This window comes from Streptomyces sp. LUP30 (assembly GCF_001746365.1).
Taxonomy (GTDB): domain Bacteria; phylum Actinomycetota; class Actinomycetes; order Streptomycetales; family Streptomycetaceae; genus Streptomyces.
The window spans coordinates 1-18,481 of sequence record NZ_MJAJ01000023.1 but is presented as its reverse complement, the minus strand read 5'-3'; the positions used below and the strand labels follow the sequence as shown (position 1 = coordinate 18,481).

The window sequence follows — 18,481 nt, the reverse complement described above, 5'->3', positions numbered from 1 at the left end:
GCCGGTCCGCAGTGACCGCTCCGTACGACCAGGTACGAGCGGCCATCGTCGTCCTCGACCCGCGCGCAGACCTCTCGCACCCGCGAGGGGTTTTTCGCTTTTCTGGCCCACCCACAGCCGGAGGCGAGAGCGCGAGGGACCATGGGGGGACGGTGGAGCCGGTCATTCCGGTAACGACCGAGATCCGACACAGGAGCCTTCAGACCATGACCGCACCCAGCGAACTCGACGATTCCTTCCACGTCTTCGACACCACCCTGCGCGACGGCGCGCAGCGTGAGGGCATCAACCTCACCGTCGCCGACAAGCTGGCCATCGCCCGGCACCTGGACGACTTCGGAGTGGGCTTCATCGAGGGCGGCTGGCCCGGCGCCAACCCGCGCGACACCGAGTTCTTCGTCCGCGCGCAGGAGGAGATCGACTTCCGGCACGCCCAGCTGGTCGCCTTCGGCGCGACCCGTCGGGCAGGTGCGAAGGCCGCGGAGGACCCGCAGGTCAGGGCACTGCTGGAGTCGGGAGCCGGGGTGATCACCCTGGTCGCGAAGTCCCACGACCGGCACGTCGAGCTGGCCCTGCGCACCACCCTGGACGAGAACCTGGCCATGGTGAGCGACACGGTCTCCTTCCTGAAGGGCCAGGGCCGCCGCGTCTTCGTCGACTGCGAGCACTTCTTCGACGGATACCGGGCCAACCCCGAGTACGCGAAGGCTGTCGTCCGGGCCGCCGCCGAGGCCGGGGCGGACGTGGTCATCCTGTGCGACACCAACGGCGGAATGCTCCCCGCGCAGGTCCAGGCCGTGGTCTCGACGGTGCTCGCCGACACGGGCGCCCGGCTCGGCATCCACGCCCAGGACGACACCGGCTGCGCCGTGGCCAACACCCTCGCCGCGGTGGACGCGGGCGCCACCCACGTGCAGTGCACCGCGAACGGCTACGGCGAACGCGTCGGCAACGCGAACCTGTTCCCCGTCGTCGCGGCCCTGGAGCTGAAGTACGGCAAGAAGGTGCTGCCCGAGGGCCGGCTCCGGGAGATGACCCGCATCTCGCACGCCATCGCCGAGGTCGTCAACCTCACGCCGTCCACGCACCAGCCCTACGTGGGCGTCTCGGCGTTCGCCCACAAGGCCGGGCTGCACGCCTCGGCCATCAAGGTCGACCCCGACCTCTACCAGCACATCGACCCCGAGCAGGTCGGCAACACGATGCGGATGCTGGTCTCCGACATGGCCGGCCGTGCCTCCATCGAGCTCAAGGGCAAGGAGCTCGGCGTCGACCTGGGCGGCGACCGCGAACTGGTCGGCCGGGTCGTGGAGCGGGTCAAGGAGCGCGAGCTCCGGGGCTACACGTACGAGGCGGCCGACGCCTCCTTCGAACTCCTGCTGCGCGCCGAGGTCGAGGGCAAGGCGCTGAAGTACTTCGACGTCGAGTCCTGGCGCGCCATCGTCGAGGACCGTCCCGACGGCACCCACGCCAATGAGGCCACCGTGAAGCTCTGGGCCAAGGCCGAGCGCATCGTCGCGACCGCCGAGGGCAACGGCCCGGTCAACGCCCTGGACCGCGCCCTGCGGGTGGCCCTGGAGAAGATCTACCCCCAGCTGGCCAAGCTCGACCTGGTCGACTACAAGGTCCGCATCCTGGAGGGCGTCCACGGCACCCAGTCCACCACCCGCGTCCTGATCTCCACGACCGACGGCACGGGGGAGTGGTCCACGGTGGGCGTGGCGGAGAACGTCATCGCCGCCTCCTGGCAGGCGCTGGAGGACGCGTACACGTACGGACTGCTGCGGGCGGGCGTGGACCCGGCTGAGTGATGCCCGAGAGGCGCCGGATGTCCGCTCTGTGAGGGGTTCGGGTAGCTTCGAGGTATGAAGGTCGTGCTCTCGGCCCGTCGGGCCCGAGGCCTCACCGGACCGCTGCTCGCGCTGGTGCTCGTCGCCCTCACGGTGTGGACCGTGTGGGCGGCGGCCCCGCGGGCGTCTGCCGCCACCGGCGTCTCGACGATCGCCGACTCGCTCCGCCACAGCCCGGTCTACGTCGACCCCCGGGCGGCCGCGCAGCTGTCCGGGGCGGACCGGCGCGCCCTGGAGCAGCAGATCGAGGACGCCGACAAACCCCTGTTCATCGCCGTCCTGCCGGCCGACTACCCCACAGCAGACCTTTTCAGCGACCTGCGCACCGCCACCGGGGTCACCGGTCTGTACGCGATCCGTCTGGGCGACCGCTTCGACGCCCGCGCCGACTCGTCCGTCCTGTCGCGGACGGCCGTGCGCAACCTGGTGGGCAGCGTCGGCGGCGAGAGCGACGCCCGAACCCAGCTGACCGACTTCACCGACCGCGCCCTGACCCACATGGGCGGCTCCGCGCCCGCGAGCTGGGGCTCCCCGAACGGCGGCAGGATGATCTCGACCTCCGCGCTGATCGCCGCGGTCGTGGTGCTGGGGGCCGGTGGGGTCGGGGCGTACACCCTGGTGCGGCGGGGCCGCCGGCGCCGGGCCGAGGAGCAGCGGGCCGCGCTCGACCGGCTGCGGGTCGTCGTGGACGAGGACATCACGGCCTTCGGCGAGGAACTCGACCGTCTCGACTTCCATCCGGCCGAGGCGGGCGCCGACGACGCCATGCGCGCCGACTACGAACGCGCTCTGGACGCCTACGAGCAGGCGAAGACGGCCATGGCGGCGGCGGCCCGGCCGGAGGACGTCCGGGCCGTCACCGAGGCGCTGGAGGGCGGCCGTTTCTCGTTGGCGTCCCTCGCGGCCCGCCGGGCGGGAGGGCCGCTGCCCGAGCGCCGGCCACCCTGCTTCTTCGATCCGCGCCACGGCCCTTCGGTCGGCGACGCCACCTGGACGCCGCCCGGCGGAGCCACCCGCGAGGTCCCGGTCTGCGCGGCGGACGCGACCCGTCTGGCCGACGGCCGCGACCCCGTGATCCGCGAGGTCGACAGCGACTACGGCCGCCGCCCGTACTGGGAGGCCGGTCCCGCCTACGGTCCCTGGGCGGGCGGCTACTTCGGCGGCGGCATCCTGCCCGGCCTCCTCGTCGGCACGATGCTCGGCTCGATGATGGCGGCCCCCTCCTACGCGGCCGACTACGGCACCGGCTACGGCGACTTCGGCGGCTACGACGGCGGCGACGTCTCCGGCGCGGACTTCGACCCCGGGGACTTCGGGGGCGGCTTCGGCGACGGGGGAGGCGGGGACTTCGGCGGCGGCGGGGGCGGCGGTGACTTCGGCGGAGGATTCTGACCCGGGCGGGCACGGGGACGGGTACGGGCCCGGCGTCGCGGAGTGCCGCGCGACGGTCCCAAGAACCCCGCGGGGGGCTACTGGTGGAAGATCCGACCGGAAGAAGGGCATGGCCCGCCGGGCCGTCGTCCGGTCGGAGCGAGGCGGCCGCCGAGGCGATCGCGGAGGCGAAGGCGGACACCTCGGAGCAGACGCCGGGGGCGTCGGCCCGGGCGCAGCCGATGCCCCGGCTCACGACGCCGACCTGGATCCAGGCGTTGGCGTCGTCCGGGCGGACCATCGGGCCGCCCGGATCGCCCTGGCAGGCGTCGGTGCCCCCGGCCGCGCACCCGGCGCAGATCTCGTCGCTCTGCGGCGCGGGTCCCGCCGACCACGGGCGAGGGGGGCGGCCTGTGCGGCGGACACGTGCTGGAGCCCGGCGATCGCCGGCGCGGCCGCGCCGATGACGGCGCATCTCCTGAATGCCGTGAGGACGGCTCACCCGGGTTCGCCGGAGAAGAAGACCGCGAGAAGCAGGGCGGGGATGTCGAGAACCCGCGTCCGGCTCCGTCCCCGGGGCGAGCGCGGCCACAATGGGTCGTACCAGCACCGAGGAGAACCACGATGGCCAAGTACCTGCTGCTCAAGCACTACCGCGGCGCGCCGGCTCCGGAGAACGACGTGCCGATGGAGCAGTGGACGCCGGAGGAGATCTCGGCCCACGTGCGGTACATGAACGACTTCGCGGCCCGCCTCGAAAGCACCGGCGAGTTCGTCGACAGCCAGGCGCTCGCCCCCGAGGGCACGTTCGTGCGCTACGACGGCGAGGGCCGCCCGCCCGTCACCGACGGCCCCTTCGCCGAGACCAAGGACCTCATCGCCGGCTGGATGATCATCGACGTCGACAGCCACGAACGAGCCCTCGAACTGGCCGGCGAACTGTCGGCGGCCCCGGGGGCCGGCGGGAAGCCGATCCACGAGTGGCTCGAGCTGCGCCCGTTCCTGGGCGAGCACGGCACCATCGCGGAGTGACCTCGACGATGGACGAGGCCCTGCTCCGCAGCCTCACACCGAGCGTGATCACCGTCCTCGTCCGCCGCGGAGCCGACTTCGCGGCGGCCGAGGACGCCGTCCAGGACGCGCTCGTCGAGGCGGTGCGCGTCTGGCCGGCCGACCCCCCGCGCGACGCGAAGGGCTGGCTGATCACCGTCGCGTGGCGCAAGTTCCTGGACGCGACCCGGGCGGACGCCGCCCGCCGCCGCCGCGAGGACCGCCTCGACGCGGAACCCGAGCCCGGGGCCGCGCCCGCCGGGGACGACACCCTCCAGCTCTACTTCCTGTGCGCCCACCCGTCGCTGACGCCGGCGTCGGCCGTCGCGCTCACCCTGCGCGCCGTCGGCGGGCTCACCACCCGGCAGATCGCCCAGGCGTACCTGGTCCCCGAGGCGACCATGGCGCAACGCATCAGCCGGGCCAAGCGCACCGTCTCCGACGTGCGATTCGACCAGCCCGGCGACGTCGCCACCGTGCTGCGCGTCCTGTACCTGGTGTTCAACGAGGGCTACTCCGGCGACGTCGACCTCGCCGCCGAGGCCATCCGGCTCACCCGCCGGCTCTCGGCCGCCGTCGACCACCCGGAGGCGGCGGGGCTGCTCGCCCTCATGCTGCTCCACCACGCACGGCGCGCCGCCCGGACCGCGCCCGACGGCAGCCTGGTCCCGCTCGCCGAGCAGGACCGCGGCCGGTGGGACACCACGGCGATCGCGGAGGGCGTGACGATCCTCCAGGCGGCCCTCGCCCGCGACCGGCTGGGCGAGTTCCAGGCCCAGGCCGCCGTCGCGGCCCTCCACGCCGACGCGCCCACCGCGCAGGAGACCGACTGGGTGCAGATCGTCGAGTGGTACGACGAGCTCGTGGCCCTGACCGACAGTCCGGTCGTCCGGCTGAACCGCGCGGTCGCCGTCGGCGAGGCCGACGGCCCGCGCGCCGGTCTGGCGGCGCTCGCGGCGCTGGACGACTCGCTGCCCCGCCACACCGCGGTCGCGGCGTACCTCCACGAGCGCGACGGCGACCCGGCGACGGCGGCACGGTTGTACGCCGAGGCGGCCCGCAAGGCGCCCGACCTAGCCGAGCGCGACCATCTGACGCGCCAGGCCGCCCGGCTCAACTCCCGCCGACGTCCCTGACGGGTCGCGCTCGGATCGTCCCCCGGTCCGGGCGCCCGCTGCCGCGGCCGCCGCCCGGGCGCCGTCAGTCCTGCGCGGCGGACTTGGCGAAGCCGAGCAGGGCCTCGAAGTCGATCGCCCCCGGGTCTCCATGGGTGTTCTCCGGCACGTGCATATGGCCGCACACGCCCTTGAACGCGTTCCACCGCTCACCGCTCATCCGCTGCCCGCCCCCGTTCCCCGCGGACTTGGGGTAGGCGGGCCACAGGGTCGGTCCGCGCAGCGGCACGTCGTGGTGGAGGTGCATCCACGCCAGGTACTGGGCGACGGCGCGCAGCGCCCACTCCGGGGCCTTGGGCCAGTAGACGTGGGCCTGGTCGTGGGTGTTCCACTTGGTGTGCAGCTCGGGATCGCAGGTGCCGACGAGCTCCACCTGGCAGACGTTGAGCGTGTTCGTCTCGACGCCCCCGCGCCGGTTGACCAGCGCGCGGGAGGAGACGTCGATCCCGAAGTGCTGGTACCACCGCAGCCGCTTGGCCGCGAAGTCCGGCACGGCCGTCAGGTTGGGCGCGACCGAGCCGCCCTGGTAGTCGGGCAGCGAGCGGCCCTCCGTGGTGTGCAGGACGACGACGTTGACCTCCATGCGGTCACCGCCGAAGTCGTCCTGGTACCAGTGGTCGCGGTTGGCGCCGGGGTAGTACTGGGGTCCGGTCATGATGCTCATGGTTCGCGACTGTGACACAGGACACACCAAGGGGCCGGAAGCTCTTCGCTTCCGGCCCCTTTCTGCCGGTATTCGCCGTATTCGACCACACGGTTACGCGTTCTTGATCGCCGAGATGTCGAAGTTCAGCTTGATCTTGTCGGAGATCAGGACGCCGCCCGTCTCCAGGGCCGCGTTCCAGGTCAGGCCCCAGTCCGAGCGGAGGATCTCGGCCTTGCCCTCGAAGCCCACGCGCTCGTTGCCGAACGGGTCCTTGGCGGAGCCGTTGAACTCCAGGTCGATGGTGAGGGGCCTGGTCACGCCGAGGATGCTCAGCTCACCGACGATGCGGTAGTCGTCGCCGCCCAGCGCCTCGGCGGAGGTGGAGCGGAAGGTCATCAGCGGGAATTCCTCGGTCTTGAAGAAGTCCGCGCTCTTCAGGTGGCCGTCGCGGTCGGCGGACCCGGTGTCGATGCTCTCCATCGTGACGTCGATGGAGGCGGTGGACCGGGACGGGTCGACGCCGTCCAGCTGCAGCGAGCCGGTGAAGTCGGTGAACTTGCCCTTGACGTTGGTGACCATCGCGTGGCGGGCGGTGAAGCCGATCGTCGAGTGCGCCGGGTCGATGGCGTACTCGCCCGTCAGGGCGGCGAGCTCCGGGTTCACCGCGGCGGCGGTGGCGGCGGAGGCGGTCTCGTCGGTGGTCTTGCGGCCGAAGATGCCCATGGCGTGCTCCTTGGGGACGGGAGGGGTCGAAGATGTTTAATCTTCAACGAGGTCGTGAAACCGACTGTAGACCCATTCCGTTCAACTTTCAACTTAATCGGGGAGGGGATTCCCGAAGGGTCCGTCGGGTCGCCGAGGACGCGGCGGCCGACCGCCGTCCGGCGCTGCCGGTTCACTCCGGGGAGGGCAGGTGGGGCGCGAAATGTGAGCCGGGTCTCAGCAGTGGGGTTTGTGCGACCCCTACAACCCCCTGGCCCCCTGAGCAGTCGTAACGGCTGCATGCCGACCGGGTTCTGTTCAGGGGTACCAGGAAAACGCTCCGAGGACTGTACGGAGTCGACGTCCCTCTTTCCTTGGTGGGCTTCGTAAGGTCACTACATGACCGTTTTGGAAGAGACGACGGGTGAGCCGACCGCGGAGCCCTCGGAGCCCACGGATGCGCGTGGCCGGGTGGCCGAGCTGCACGAGATCCGTGCCCAGGCGCTGGCCGGCCCGAGCGAGAAGGCGACCCAGGCGCAGCACGCCAAGGGCAAGCTGACCGCCCGGGAGCGGATCGAGCTGCTGGTGGACCCGGGATCCTTCCAGGAGGTCGAGCAGTTGCGCCGGCACCGGGCGACCGGGTTCGGTCTGGAGGCCAAGCGGCCGTTCACCGACGGTGTCATCACCGGCTGGGGCACGGTCGAGGGCCGCACGGTCTTCGTCTACGCCCATGACTTCCGTATCTTCGGCGGCGCGCTGGGCGAGGCCCACGCCACCAAGATCCACAAGATCATGGACATGGCCATCGCGGCCGGGGCTCCGCTGGTCTCCCTCAACGACGGCGCCGGCGCCGTCGTTGAGGGAGACCAGCGGAGCCCCGGCCGCGATNGAGCCCACGGATGCGCGTGGCCGGGTGGCCGAGCTGCACGAGATCCGTGCCCAGGCGCTGGCCGGCCCGAGCGAGAAGGCGACCCAGGCGCAGCACGCCAAGGGCAAGCTGACCGCCCGGGAGCGGATCGAGCTGCTGGTGGACCCGGGATCCTTCCAGGAGGTCGAGCAGTTGCGCCGGCACCGGGCGACCGGGTTCGGTCTGGAGGCCAAGCGGCCGTTCACCGACGGTGTCATCACCGGCTGGGGCACGGTCGAGGGCCGCACGGTCTTCGTCTACGCCCATGACTTCCGTATCTTCGGCGGCGCGCTGGGCGAGGCCCACGCCACCAAGATCCACAAGATCATGGACATGGCCATCGCGGCCGGGGCTCCGCTGGTCTCCCTCAACGACGGCGCCGGCGCCCGTATCCAGGAAGGCGTCTCGGCGCTCGCCGGCTACGGCGGCATCTTCCAGCGCAACACCAAAGCCTCCGGAGTCATCCCGCAGATCAGCGTGATGCTGGGCCCCTGCGCGGGCGGCGCGGCCTACAGCCCCGCCCTCACCGACTTCGTCTTCATGGTCCGCGAGACCTCGCAGATGTTCATCACCGGCCCGGACGTGGTCAAGGCCGTCACCGGCGAGGAGATCACCCAGAACGGCCTGGGCGGCGCCGACGTGCACGCCGAGACCTCCGGTGTCTGCCACTTCGCGTACGACGACGAGGAGACCTGCATCGCGGAGGTGCGCTACCTGCTGTCGCTGCTGCCGCAGAACAACCGCGAGAACCCGCCGCGCGTCGACTCCGCCGACCCGGCCGAGCGCCGCGGYGASGTCCTGCTCGACCTGGTCCCGGCCGACGGCAACCGCCCGTACGACATGACCAAGGTCATCGAGGAGATCGTCGACGACGGCGAGTACCTGGAGGTCCACGAGCGCTGGGCGCGCAACATCATCTGCGCCCTGGCCCGGCTCGGCGGTCAGGTCGTCGGCATCGTGGCCAACCAGCCCCAGTCCCTCGCGGGCGTTTTGGACATCGAGGCCAGCGAGAAGGCCGCACGCTTCGTGCAGATGTGCGACGCCTTCAACATTCCGATCATCACCCTTCTGGACGTACCCGGCTTCCTGCCCGGCGTCGACCAGGAGCACGGTGGAATCATCCGCCACGGCGCGAAGCTGCTGTACGCCTACTGCAACGCGACCGTGCCCCGGATCTCGCTGATCCTGCGCAAGGCCTACGGRGGYGCCTACATCGTCATGGACAGCCAGTCCATCGGGGCCGACCTCACCTACGCCTGGCCGACGAACGAGATCGCCGTGATGGGCGCCGAAGGCGCGGCCAACGTCATCTTCCGCCGTCAGATCGCCGAGGCCCAGGACCCCGAAGCCATGCGGGCCCGCATGGTCAAGGAGTACAAGTCCGAGCTGATGCACCCCTACTACGCGGCCGAGCGCGGCCTCGTCGACGACGTCATCGACCCCGCCGAGACCCGCGAGGTCCTCGTCAGGTCCCTGGCCATGCTCCAGTCGAANTTCAACATTCCGATCATCACCCTTCTGGACGTACCCGGCTTCCTGCCCGGCGTCGACCAGGAGCACGGTGGAATCATCCGCCACGGCGCGAAGCTGCTGTACGCCTACTGCAACGCGACCGTGCCCCGGATCTCGCTGATCCTGCGCAAGGCCTACGGGGGCGCCTACATCGTCATGGACAGCCAGTCCATCGGGGCCGACCTCACCTACGCCTGGCCGACGAACGAGATCGCCGTGATGGGCGCCGAAGGCGCGGCCAACGTCATCTTCCGCCGTCAGATCGCCGAGGCCCAGGACCCCGAAGCCATGCGGGCCCGCATGGTCAAGGAGTACAAGTCCGAGCTGATGCACCCCTACTACGCGGCCGAGCGCGGCCTCGTCGACGACGTCATCGACCCCGCCGAGACCCGCGAGGTCCTCGTCAGGTCCCTGGCCATGCTCCAGTCGAAGCACGCGGACCTGCCCTCGCGCAAGCACGGCAACCCCCCGCAGTAACCCGACGGACCTCACGGGTAACCCGCCGGATCCCCTGCGGAAACCTCATCCACGGAGACTGACACCATGAACGCTCCCGACATCCGCGTCGAGAAGGGCCATGCCGAGCCCGAGGAAGTCGCCGCCATCACGGCGATCCTCCTGGCTCGCGCGGCCGCCCGCCCCTCCGAGCCCACCGTGCACCGCTCCCGTCCCCGGGCCGGCTGGCGCCGCCTGGAACGCGAGGGCGGCTTCCGCGCCCCGCACAGCTGGCGCTGAACCCTCCTGCACGTCCCCGAAGGGGGGCCCACCCGCCCGGGTGGGCCCCCCTTCGGCATGGGCGGATGCCTTCGGCACGGGCCGACGCCGGGGCGGCGCCCGCCCCACACGAAAGGCCCCCTCGTCGTGGAGGGGGCCTTCGGCTGTGCGGGGGAGGGCGGCGCTACCGCAGGCGCGCCATCAACGCGTGCTCCACCAGGGTGATCAGCGCGGACTTGGCGTCGGCGCGATGGCGGGCGTCCGTCGTGATGATCGGGGTGTCCGGGCCGATCTGCAGCGCCTCGCGGACCTCGTCGGGGTTGTACGGCTGGTTGCCGTCGAAGCCGTTCAACGCGATGACGAAGGGGAGGCCGCTGTTCTCGAAGTAGTCGACCGCGGGGAAGCAGTCGGCGAGACGGCGGGTGTCGACGAGCACGATCGCACCGATGGCGCCGCGCACCAGGTCGTCCCACATGAACCAGAAGCGGTCCTGGCCGGGCGTGCCGAAGAGGTAGAGGATCAGGTCCTGATCCAGGGTGATGCGACCGAAGTCCATCGCGACCGTGGTGGTCGTCTTGTCCCCGGTGTGGGTGAGGTCGTCGATGCCCGCCGACGCGGACGTCATGACGGCCTCGGTGCGCAGCGGATTGATCTCCGAAACAGCCCCGACGAACGTGGTCTTGCCCACGCCGAAGCCGCCCGCCACCACGATCTTCGCGGAAGTGGTGGAGCGGGAGGGACCCCCGCTAGAGCTTGCGAAGTCCACTGAGCACCCTTTCGAGCAGTGTCACGTCTGGCTGGCCGCCGGCGCTCTCGTCGCCGCCGGGCTGATGGATGGCGACCAGTCCCGCCTCCGCCAAGTCGGCGACGAGGATCCTGGCCACGCCGAGGGGGATGGTCAGCAGCGCCGAGATCTCGGCGACCGACTTGATCTCTCGGCAGAGGTTGCAGATCCGCTGATGCTCGGGCAACTGGCCCTGCATCTGGTGCGGCTGCGCGGTCGTGTGCACCAGCGCCTCGATGGCGAGCTGGTAACGCGGGCGGGTCCGGCCACCGGTCATGGCGTACGGACGCACCAGCGGGTTGTTCGCCGCCCCGGCGGGCGCTGCCTCGGGGGTGCGGCGATGCGGCTGCACGGGCTGGATGCGCGGCGCCTGCGGCTGGTCGTACGGGGACGGCCCGGGACCCTGGGGGCTCTGGGGCGAGTACGGCCGCTGCTGGCTGGGCGCGGAGGGGAAGTCGTAACGGTTCGGGTTCTGGGAACCGTCGCCGTGGCCCTGGGCAGGGCCGTACGACCAGTTACCCGAATTGGAACCGCCTGGGGGTGTTGCCACTCTCTCTCCTCCTCCGACTGTGCCTGGCGCCCATCACATGGAAGCCGCGTCCCGAAACCCTACGGCCTCGGGACGCCAAAACGCACCGTCCCGCTGTTAGTTGAGAAGGCTCCCTTGGAGCTCCGCACGAAGGTCGGGCGTCAGGACCGAGCCCGCACGGTCCACCAGAAGGGCCATCTCGTACCCAATGAGGCCGATGTCCGCCTCGGGATGAGCGAGGACCGCGAGCGAGGAACCGTCGGAGATGGACATGAGGAAGAGGAATCCCCGCTCCATCTCCACAACCGTCTGGTTCACGCTGCCGCCCTCGAAGATCCGGGAGGCGCCTGCCGTCAGGGACGTCAGGCCGGAGGCGACGGCCGCGAGCTGGTCGGCACGGTCGCGGGGGAAGCCTTCGGACATCGCCAGAAGGAGTCCGTCGGCGGAGACCACCACGGTGTGGGACACCCCCGGGGTGTTGTCCACGAAGTTGGTGATCACCCAGTTCAGGTTCTGTGCCGCCTGGCTCATCGGGCTCACACTAACGCTCCTGGTTGTAGGTGCTGTCAGGACCGAGGCCCTGGCCGTTCGTTTCACTGCTTCCTGCGTTGCGTCCGCGCTGGACGCCCCGTCGCAGGTTGCTCAACCTGCCTCGGACGTCCTCCGGGGCGCGGGAGACCTGTGGGCCGCCCTGGGGGGTGTTCTCGGCGGCGCCCTCGACCAGGTTGGCCTTGGGCACCCGCCGCGGCAGGCCGGAGGAGGTGACCCCGCCCGCCTTGGGCTTCTTCAGGGCGGAGGCCTGGTGCCAGCGCTCGTCGTTCGCCGATCGCCAGACGTCGGTGCCGCCGCCGCTCTCGGAGGAGGAGGCCGGCGCGTCCTGCTTCGCGGGCCGAGTGCCGTTCGCACCGCTTGCGGTGGATCCGCGGCGAGGCAGACCGGCTTCGGTCAGTGCGTGGGAGGCGGAGGGGGCCGGTCCCGGACGGTCGAAGCCTACGCGGTTCTGCTCGCCCGCGTCAGCGGCCTGCACGGATTCCGCTTCCGGAGCGTACTGGTCCGGGTAGCCGTTCTGGTAACCGTTTGTGTGACCGTTCTGCTGCGGCCAGTCGTCCTGGTAGGGCTGCTGCTCCTCGTAGGGCTGGAAGCCCTCGGAGGCGCCGGCGGCCGTGGCAGGCCGCTCTTCCAGAACGGGCTGAGCGGGCTCCGCATACGCGGGGTCGGGGTAGCCGCCGTTCGACGCGTAGGCGTCGTTCTGCGGCAGACCGCCGTTCGTGGAGAACGCGTCGTTCTGCGGCAGGCCACCGTTCTGACCGAAGTACTGGTCGTCGTACGCCGGGCGCTGCTGCTCCTCGTACGCCGTCTGCTGGTCGAACGTCCCGGGCCGGTCGGCATAGCCGGTGGCGTTGCCGTCGTAGCCGCCCTGGGCGCCGTTCTGCGCGGGGTCGTAGCCGTTCTGCCCGGCGTCGTACTCCGGTCGGCGGTTGGCGTCGAAGCCCTCGCCGTAGGAGGCGGCCTCGGCCGGCTGCTGCTGGCCGTGCTGACCGGGCTGCTGGCCGTGCCGGCCCGGCTCATGCCCTTGCTGACCCTGCTGCCCCTGCTGCCCCTGCTGCCCCTGCTGGTCCGGCTGGGTCTCCAGCGCCGCACGCCGTTCCTCGCGCAGCAGGGAGCGGCCCACCGGGTCCAGCTCGCGGATGTCGTCGGGCACCTCGTAGCGGCTGTCGTCGAAGCCGAGCTCGGCGGCCGTGCGCATCGGCAGACCGGTGTTGAAGTCCTCGCCGCCGAAGTTCTGCTGCTGCTCGGGGATGATCTGCGAGACCGTGAAGTCGTCGCGCGACTGCTGCTGCTCGCCGCCGCCACCGTGGGTGATGGCGTCCGGCAGCATGACCAGCGAGGTGGTGCCGGCCTGCTCGCCCGAAGGACGGAGCTGGACGCGGATGCCGTGCCGGTCGGACAGCCGGCCGACCACGAACAGGCCCATACGCTGCGAGATCGCGGCGTCCACCGTCGGCGGGTTGGCCAGCTTGTGGTTGATGTCCGCGAAGTCCTCGGCGGTCAGGCCGATGCCCTTGTCATGGATCTCGATCATGACGCGGCCGTCGGGCAGCCGGGTGGCGGTCACGCGGACCTTGGTCTGCGGGGAGGAGAACGTGGTGGCGTTCTCGAGCAGCTCGGCGAGCAGGTGCACGAGGTCGGTCACGGCGCGGCCGTGGATCTCGGCCTCCGGGACGCCCGACAGCTCGATGCGCTCGTACTGCTCCACCTCGGAGGAGGCGGCGCGCAGCACGTCGACCAGCGGAACCGGCTGGTCCCAGCGGCGGCCCGGCTCCTCGCCGGCGAGGACCAGGAGGTTCTCGCCGTTGCGGCGCATACGGGTGGCCAGGTGGTCCAGGCGGAAGAGGTTCTCCAGCTGGTCCGGGTCGGCCTCGTTGTTCTCCAGGTCGGTGATCAGGGTCAGCTGGCCCTCGATCAGCGACTGGTTGCGGCGCGAGAGGTTGGTGAAGATCGCGTTGATGTTGCCCCGCAGCAGGGCCTGCTCGGCGGCGAGCCGGACGGCCTCCCGGTGGACCTGGTCGAAGGCGCGGGCGACCTCGCCGATCTCGTCCGTGGTGGTGATCGGGATGGCCTGGACGCGGGTGTCCACGCGTCCGGGGTCGGTGCGCGAGAGCTGGTCGACCAGCATCGGCAGCCGCTGCTCGGCGATGCCGAAGGCCGCGTTGCGCAGCTGGCGCATCGCGCGGCTCATCTGACGGGCCACGGCGCCGGCGAGGATGAACGCCAGGAGCAGGGCGACGACGACGGCGGCACCGGTGATGATCGCGGACGTCTTGGCGTCAGCGGCGATGTCCGAGGCCTCGGTCACGGCCTTGTCGGCCATGTCCGACTCGATCTGCCGGTAGGCGTCGTACTTCAGCGTGGTGACCGCCCACCAGTTCTCCTTGCTGATGCCCTTCTCGGCGAGACCGGCGCGCTCGGCGCCCGACTTGGTCTCCATCGTGGAGATCGCGCCGACCATCGTGGTCGGGTCGGACGGCGGCGGAACGTAGTCCGGGTCCTTCTGCTTCTGCTCGGCGGCCAGCGCGGCGCCGTCGCCCTTGATCTTCGCCGAGGCGTCGGCCAGCCGCTTGGCGTCGGCCTCGGTGCCGCCGCCGATGTACTCCTCGACGGCGATGCCCTCGAGGTAGGCGTACGAGGAGAGGGAGACCTTCTGCTTGGCGAAGTCGGTGTCCTGCGGGCCCGGCTTGATCAGCAGATGCATGCCGATCGAGCGCTCCAGGGAGAGCGCGGCCTTGGTCAGCGAGATGGCGTAGACGGTACGGCCGTAGGAGGTGATGTTTCCGGTGCCCAGACCGAGCTCGTTGGAGAACTCCATCAGCGGGTGCGCGACCTGGGTGTAGCCCTCTTCCGTCTGCACGCCGGTGAGCTTGGAGGTGTAGGCGGCCGCGCGCAGCGTCGGCAGCTTGGTCTCGGTGACGCGGAACAGCTTCAGCCTGCGCTCCAGGCCGGGCTTGGCCGGCATGTCCTGCGCGGCTGCGTCGAAGGCGTCGGCGGCGGCGTCGGTGGCCTTGCGGGACGCCGTGACCGTCGCGTCGTCCTTCTTGCCGGCGAGCAGGGGCGCGGCGGAGACGTCGCGTTCCTTGTAGAGGGCGTCGCCGTAGCTCAGTGCGGCCCGCACCAGACGCGCGGTGTTCTCCGCGTCCTCGGCCTCCTGCCAGGTGTCGATCGAGCTCTTCACCTGGAAGCCGCCCATGACCAGGCCGACCACCACGGGTATGAGCAGAATCGCGTTCAGCCGGGTCGGCACCCGCCAGTTGCGCGGGGAGAGACGGCCGCCGCTCTTCGCGGGCGCGGCCGTCGGCTCCGAGCCGGGCACAGGGGCGGTCGCCGCTCCGCGCGGCGGCGGGGTGAAGTTGCCCCGCGCCGCCGGCTCGGGACTTTTCTTGCTTCGCCTCACTCGACCAACAACCTCTCGGCGGTCGGCACCTTCGTCGTGCCGCAGTGTCTCAGAGCCCGGTCAGCCATCGACCATCAGTACGTCATTGACTATTGGGCAGTTCAGGCATTCCAGCACGACGACCAGTCCTCTTCCAAACATGGGAAAGAGTTGGTTCGACGTGATGTAAACCCCAGATAAAACGGTCAAACAGAACGAGCCCCGCCAAAAGGCGGGGCCTTCGTGCGCGCAGTGAGACCGAGCGACCGCGACGCGTGGCGGTGTCCGCCGATTCCTCTGCCGAAACGTTATGAACACCGGAGCCGACCGTGTCAAAGGCCACAGCCGGCTCCGAAGCGCCTACGACAACTGCCGTATGGCGCGAGGATATTGAAAGTTACCGCAGTCGTGCCATGAGCGCGTGCTCGACCAGCGTGATCAGCGCGGACTTGGCGTCCGAGCGATGCCGGGCGTCCGTCGTGATGATCGGGGTGTCCGGGCCGATCTGCAGCGCCTCACGCACCTCTTCGGGCTGGTAGGGCTGCTGACCGTCGAAGCCGTTGAGGGCGACGACGAACGGCAGACCGCTGTTCTCGAAGTAGTCGACCGCGGGGAAGCAGTCGGCCAGCCGCCGCGTGTCCACGAGCACCACGGCGCCGATGGCGCCGCGCACCAGGTCGTCCCACATGAACCAGAAGCGGTCCTGGCCCGGCGTGCCGAACAGGTAGAGGATCAGGTCCTGGTCGAGCGTGATACGGCCGAAGTCCATGGCCACCGTGGTGGTGGTCTTGTCCCCGGTGTGGGTGAGGTCGTCGATGCCCGCGCTCGCGGACGTCATCACGGCCTCCGTGCGCAGCGGGTTGATCTCGGAGACGGCGCCCACGAACGTGGTCTTGCCCACGCCGAAGCCGCCCGCCACCACGATCTTCGCGGAGGTGGTGGCCCGCCCTCCGTCAGAGCTTGCGAAGTCCACTGAGCACCCTTTCGAGCAGCGTCACGTCAGGTGCGCCGCCGTTGTTCTCGTCGCCGCCCGGCTGGTGGATGGCCACCAGGCCGGCCTCGGCGAGGTCCGCGACGAGGATCCGAGCCACGCCCAGCGGCATGGCCAGCAACGCCGAGACCTCGGCGACCGACTTCACCTCACGGCACAGGTGGCAGATGCGCTGGTGCTCGGGAAGCAGCCCCATGAGCGCTGCCGGGTCGGCCGTGGTGCTGATCAGCGCCTCGATGGCGAGCTGATAACGCGGCCGGGTCCGGCCACCGGTCATCGCGTACGGACGCACCAGCGGCTGGTCGCCCTCATCCCCGTACGGCTCCGCGTACGGGTCATGATGGGCGGTGGGCGGGGTCATGGATCCTCCGGGCGGGACAGCATTCTCGGATTGTCGTGCCGTCCGTCTGGGCCGGTGGGGGGAGTGTGTCGGCCGGACGGTGATTTCGTGAGGTGGGTGGTACGAGGGCGGGTCAGTGGAGCAGACTGCCTTGGAGCTCGGCGCGCAGGTCGGGCGTGAGCACCGCGCCCGCACGATCGACAAGGAGCGCCATCTCGTAGCCGACGAGGCCGATGTCGCACTCGGGGTGCGCGAGCACCGCGAGCGACGAGCCGTCCGAGACGGACATGAGGAAGAGGAACCCTCGCTCCATCTCGACGACGGTCTGCGCCACGCTGCCGCCTTCGAAGATCCGTGACGCGCCGGCGGTCAGTGAGGTGAGTCCCGACGCGACGGCCGCCAGCTGGTCGGCACGGTCGCGGGGGAATCCCTCGGACATCGCGAGCAGGAGCCCGTCGGCGGAGACCACGACGGTGTGGGACACCCCAGGGGTGTTGTCCACGAAGTTGGTGATCAACCAGTTCAGGTTCTGTGCTGCCTGGCTCATCTGGCTCAACTAACGCTCCTGCTGGTGAGTGGGGCTGGGGAAGCTGCCGGTCTGCGGGCCGTTGCCGGCCTGTCGACCCTGTGCGATGCCCCGACGGAGATTGGTCAGCCGGCCGCGTACGTCGTCAGGCGCACGCGAGACCTGCGGACCGCTTTGGTGCTGTTGCTGCTGAGCCGTGCCCGGGACGAGGTTCGCCCGGGGCACCCGGCGCGGCAGACCGGAGGTGGTGACGCCGCCCGCGGCCGGCTGCCTGACGCGCTCGGCCTGCCGGACGAGTTCGTCGTTCGGCGAGGTGCGCCAGGATGAACTGGCGGCAGCGGGACGCTGGGGAGCGGCCGGAGCCTGCTGCTCGTGCTGCTGCGGCTCGGCAGCCGCAGCGCCCGCCTGCTGACCGTGGAACCAGTTGGTCTCCAACGTGTCGTACAGCGGAGTGCGGCCGTCGCCCGGACCCGCCGGCGGCAGAGCCTCCGGCTGGGCCGGAGCGCCGTAGCCGTTGGGCTGCGGAGTGCCGAACCGGCCTGCGGCCGAGGGGTCCTGGCGGCCGGGCAGCGCGTGCTGCCCGGTGGCGGAGCCGTCGTAGCCGGGAGCGGCGAACTGACCGGTGGAGCCGTTGTCGTAGGCCTGCGGAGCGAACTGGTTCGCGTTCGGGTTCGGGTTCGGGTTCGCCGGAGCGTTCTGCCCGCCCGGGGCGCCGAAGACGTCGGAGCGGGTGAAGCCGTTCTCGTCCGGACGGCCGGTCGTGCCGGGCCGCTCGAACTGGCCGGTTTCCTGCCGCCCGTTCACGCCGTTGACGCCGTTCAGGCCCGGGCGCTGGAACTGGCCGGTGTCCTGTCGCCCGTCGTAGCCGCCCTGGGGGCTGCCCACGGCCGGGAACTGGCCCGTGCTGTGCAGACCGTTCGCGACCGGGCGGCCGAAGTCGGCGGGACCCGCCGGGCCCTGGCGCTCGTCCATCCGCGGGATGGCGGGTATCTCGGCGGTGGCGCCGGGACCCTGGCGGTCGTCGATGCGCGGCATGCGCGAGGTCTGGGCGACGTCCGGCTCCTCGTGGCCGCGCGGGGCGTCCAACGGGGTGCGCGGCACCGGCGGCTGGGCGTTCTCGTCGCCCCAGCTGGTCACGCGCGGCTGCGGGTTGCCGCCGGGCAGCTCGGCGCGCGGACCCCCGCGCGGCGGGAGCTGCGGCTGACGGCCGCGGCCGCCCTGCTCGTTCTTGGCGCCCCGCTGCTGCTGCGGGGGACGTCCGCCGCCGAACATGTCCGTGCCCGGCGTACCGGTGCCGGCGGCCTGCAGTCCCTGCGGCGCGCCCGGGGCCTGGCCGCCGAAGCCGGCGCCGGCCGGGGCCTGACGGCCCTGCTGCGGGGAGAGCGGAGGCTGCTGCGGTCCGCGCGGCGGCTGGCCGCCGGGACGGCCACCGCCGTCACGGCCGGGCAGCGCGGCC

General features: G+C 71.1%; 15 protein-coding genes and 4 pseudogenes. 8 read left to right on the top strand and 11 right to left on the bottom strand.

The genetic code is table 11. From position 1 onward, the window contains the following. Positions 1–206: 206 nt before the first annotated feature. A complete protein-coding gene (gene cimA / locus BG482_RS20165; protein WP_069770457.1) occupies positions 207–1,811 on the top strand; it encodes a citramalate synthase in 1,605 nt (534 codons plus the stop codon). A 54-nt stretch (positions 1,812–1,865) separates the two neighbouring features. Continuing rightward, positions 1,866–3,242 (top strand): hypothetical protein, encoded by a 1,377-nt coding sequence (locus BG482_RS20160; RefSeq protein ID WP_069770456.1) that lies wholly within the window; start codon positions 1,866–1,868, stop codon positions 3,240–3,242. A 136-nt stretch (positions 3,243–3,378) separates the two neighbouring features. Here the strand turns inward: BG482_RS20160 and BG482_RS41230 are convergent. Beyond that, positions 3,379–3,591, bottom strand: a pseudogene (locus BG482_RS41230) (trypsin-like serine protease); the annotation flags it as partial. Positions 3,592–3,845: 254 nt separating this feature from the next. Between BG482_RS41230 and BG482_RS20155 the strand changes: the two are divergent. Next, complete coding sequence (locus BG482_RS20155; RefSeq protein WP_069770455.1) at positions 3,846–4,253, top strand: YciI family protein; 408 nt, start codon at positions 3,846–3,848, stop codon at positions 4,251–4,253. An 8-nt stretch (positions 4,254–4,261) separates the two neighbouring features. Next, positions 4,262–5,407 carry an RNA polymerase sigma factor gene (locus BG482_RS20150; protein ID WP_069770454.1) on the top strand — a complete coding sequence of 382 codons (1,146 nt, stop codon included), beginning with the start codon at positions 4,262–4,264 and terminating at the stop codon, positions 5,405–5,407. A 64-nt stretch (positions 5,408–5,471) separates the two neighbouring features. On the opposite strand, the gene BG482_RS20145 is transcribed toward BG482_RS20150, so the two are convergent. Continuing rightward, positions 5,472–6,110 (bottom strand): hypothetical protein, encoded by a 639-nt coding sequence (locus BG482_RS20145; protein WP_069770453.1) that lies wholly within the window; start codon positions 6,108–6,110, stop codon positions 5,472–5,474. A 93-nt stretch (positions 6,111–6,203) separates the two neighbouring features. Next, positions 6,204–6,815 (bottom strand): YceI family protein, encoded by a 612-nt coding sequence (locus BG482_RS20140; RefSeq protein ID WP_069770452.1) that lies wholly within the window; start codon positions 6,813–6,815, stop codon positions 6,204–6,206. Positions 6,816–7,193: 378 nt separating this feature from the next. Here BG482_RS20140 and BG482_RS42740 point away from each other — a divergent pair. From BG482_RS42740 to BG482_RS20130, 4 genes and pseudogenes are all read left to right on the top strand, one after another. After that, positions 7,194–7,682 (top strand): annotated as a pseudogene (locus BG482_RS42740) (carboxyl transferase domain-containing protein); the annotation flags it as partial. Between the two features lies 1 nt (position 7,683). Further along, a pseudogene (locus tag BG482_RS20135) lies at positions 7,684–9,194 on the top strand (acyl-CoA carboxylase subunit beta); the annotation flags it as partial. Position 9,195: 1 nt separating this feature from the next. Beyond that, positions 9,196–9,690 (top strand): carboxyl transferase domain-containing protein (locus tag BG482_RS44030; RefSeq protein ID WP_306286936.1); only part of this gene is annotated, 495 nt, incomplete at its 5' end. Between the two features lie 66 nt (positions 9,691–9,756). Next, on the top strand, positions 9,757–9,948 hold the full coding sequence (locus BG482_RS20130) for an acyl-CoA carboxylase subunit epsilon (protein ID WP_069770451.1): 192 nt from the start codon (positions 9,757–9,759) through the stop codon (positions 9,946–9,948). A gap of 163 nt (positions 9,949–10,111) precedes the next feature. Here the strand turns inward: BG482_RS20130 and BG482_RS20125 are convergent, their stop codons facing one another. The 8 genes and pseudogenes from BG482_RS20125 to BG482_RS20090 form a co-directional block, all read right to left on the bottom strand. Beyond that, positions 10,112–10,693 (bottom strand): ATP/GTP-binding protein, encoded by a 582-nt coding sequence (locus tag BG482_RS20125; RefSeq protein WP_026248371.1) that lies wholly within the window; start codon positions 10,691–10,693, stop codon positions 10,112–10,114. After that, on the bottom strand, positions 10,674–11,261 hold the full coding sequence (locus BG482_RS20120) for a DUF742 domain-containing protein (RefSeq protein ID WP_069770450.1): 588 nt from the start codon (positions 11,259–11,261) through the stop codon (positions 10,674–10,676). Before BG482_RS20120 ends, BG482_RS20125 begins: the two co-directional genes overlap by 20 nt. A gap of 96 nt (positions 11,262–11,357) precedes the next feature. Further along, on the bottom strand, positions 11,358–11,771 hold the full coding sequence (locus BG482_RS20115; protein ID WP_037737006.1) for a roadblock/LC7 domain-containing protein: 414 nt from the start codon (positions 11,769–11,771) through the stop codon (positions 11,358–11,360). A 10-nt stretch (positions 11,772–11,781) separates the two neighbouring features. Further along, the gene (locus tag BG482_RS20110; RefSeq protein ID WP_069770449.1) at positions 11,782–15,189 is read right to left on the bottom strand and encodes a nitrate- and nitrite sensing domain-containing protein; all 3,408 of its coding nucleotides are present in this window, start codon (positions 15,187–15,189) and stop codon (positions 11,782–11,784) included. A gap of 376 nt (positions 15,190–15,565) precedes the next feature. Then, the gene (locus BG482_RS20105) at positions 15,566–16,141 is read right to left on the bottom strand and encodes an ATP/GTP-binding protein (protein WP_030793795.1); all 576 of its coding nucleotides are present in this window, start codon (positions 16,139–16,141) and stop codon (positions 15,566–15,568) included. Next, a complete protein-coding gene (locus tag BG482_RS20100) occupies positions 16,122–16,520 on the bottom strand; it encodes a DUF742 domain-containing protein (protein WP_009190816.1) in 399 nt (132 codons plus the stop codon). The genes BG482_RS20105 and BG482_RS20100 overlap by 20 nt, the downstream gene beginning before the upstream one ends. Positions 16,521–16,632: 112 nt before the next feature. Next, entirely contained in the window at positions 16,633–17,046 is a 414-nt protein-coding gene (locus tag BG482_RS20095) for a roadblock/LC7 domain-containing protein (protein ID WP_003993189.1), read from the bottom strand. 9 nt (positions 17,047–17,055) lie between these two features. Beyond that, positions 17,056–18,481: pseudogene (locus BG482_RS20090) on the bottom strand (hypothetical protein); the annotation flags it as partial.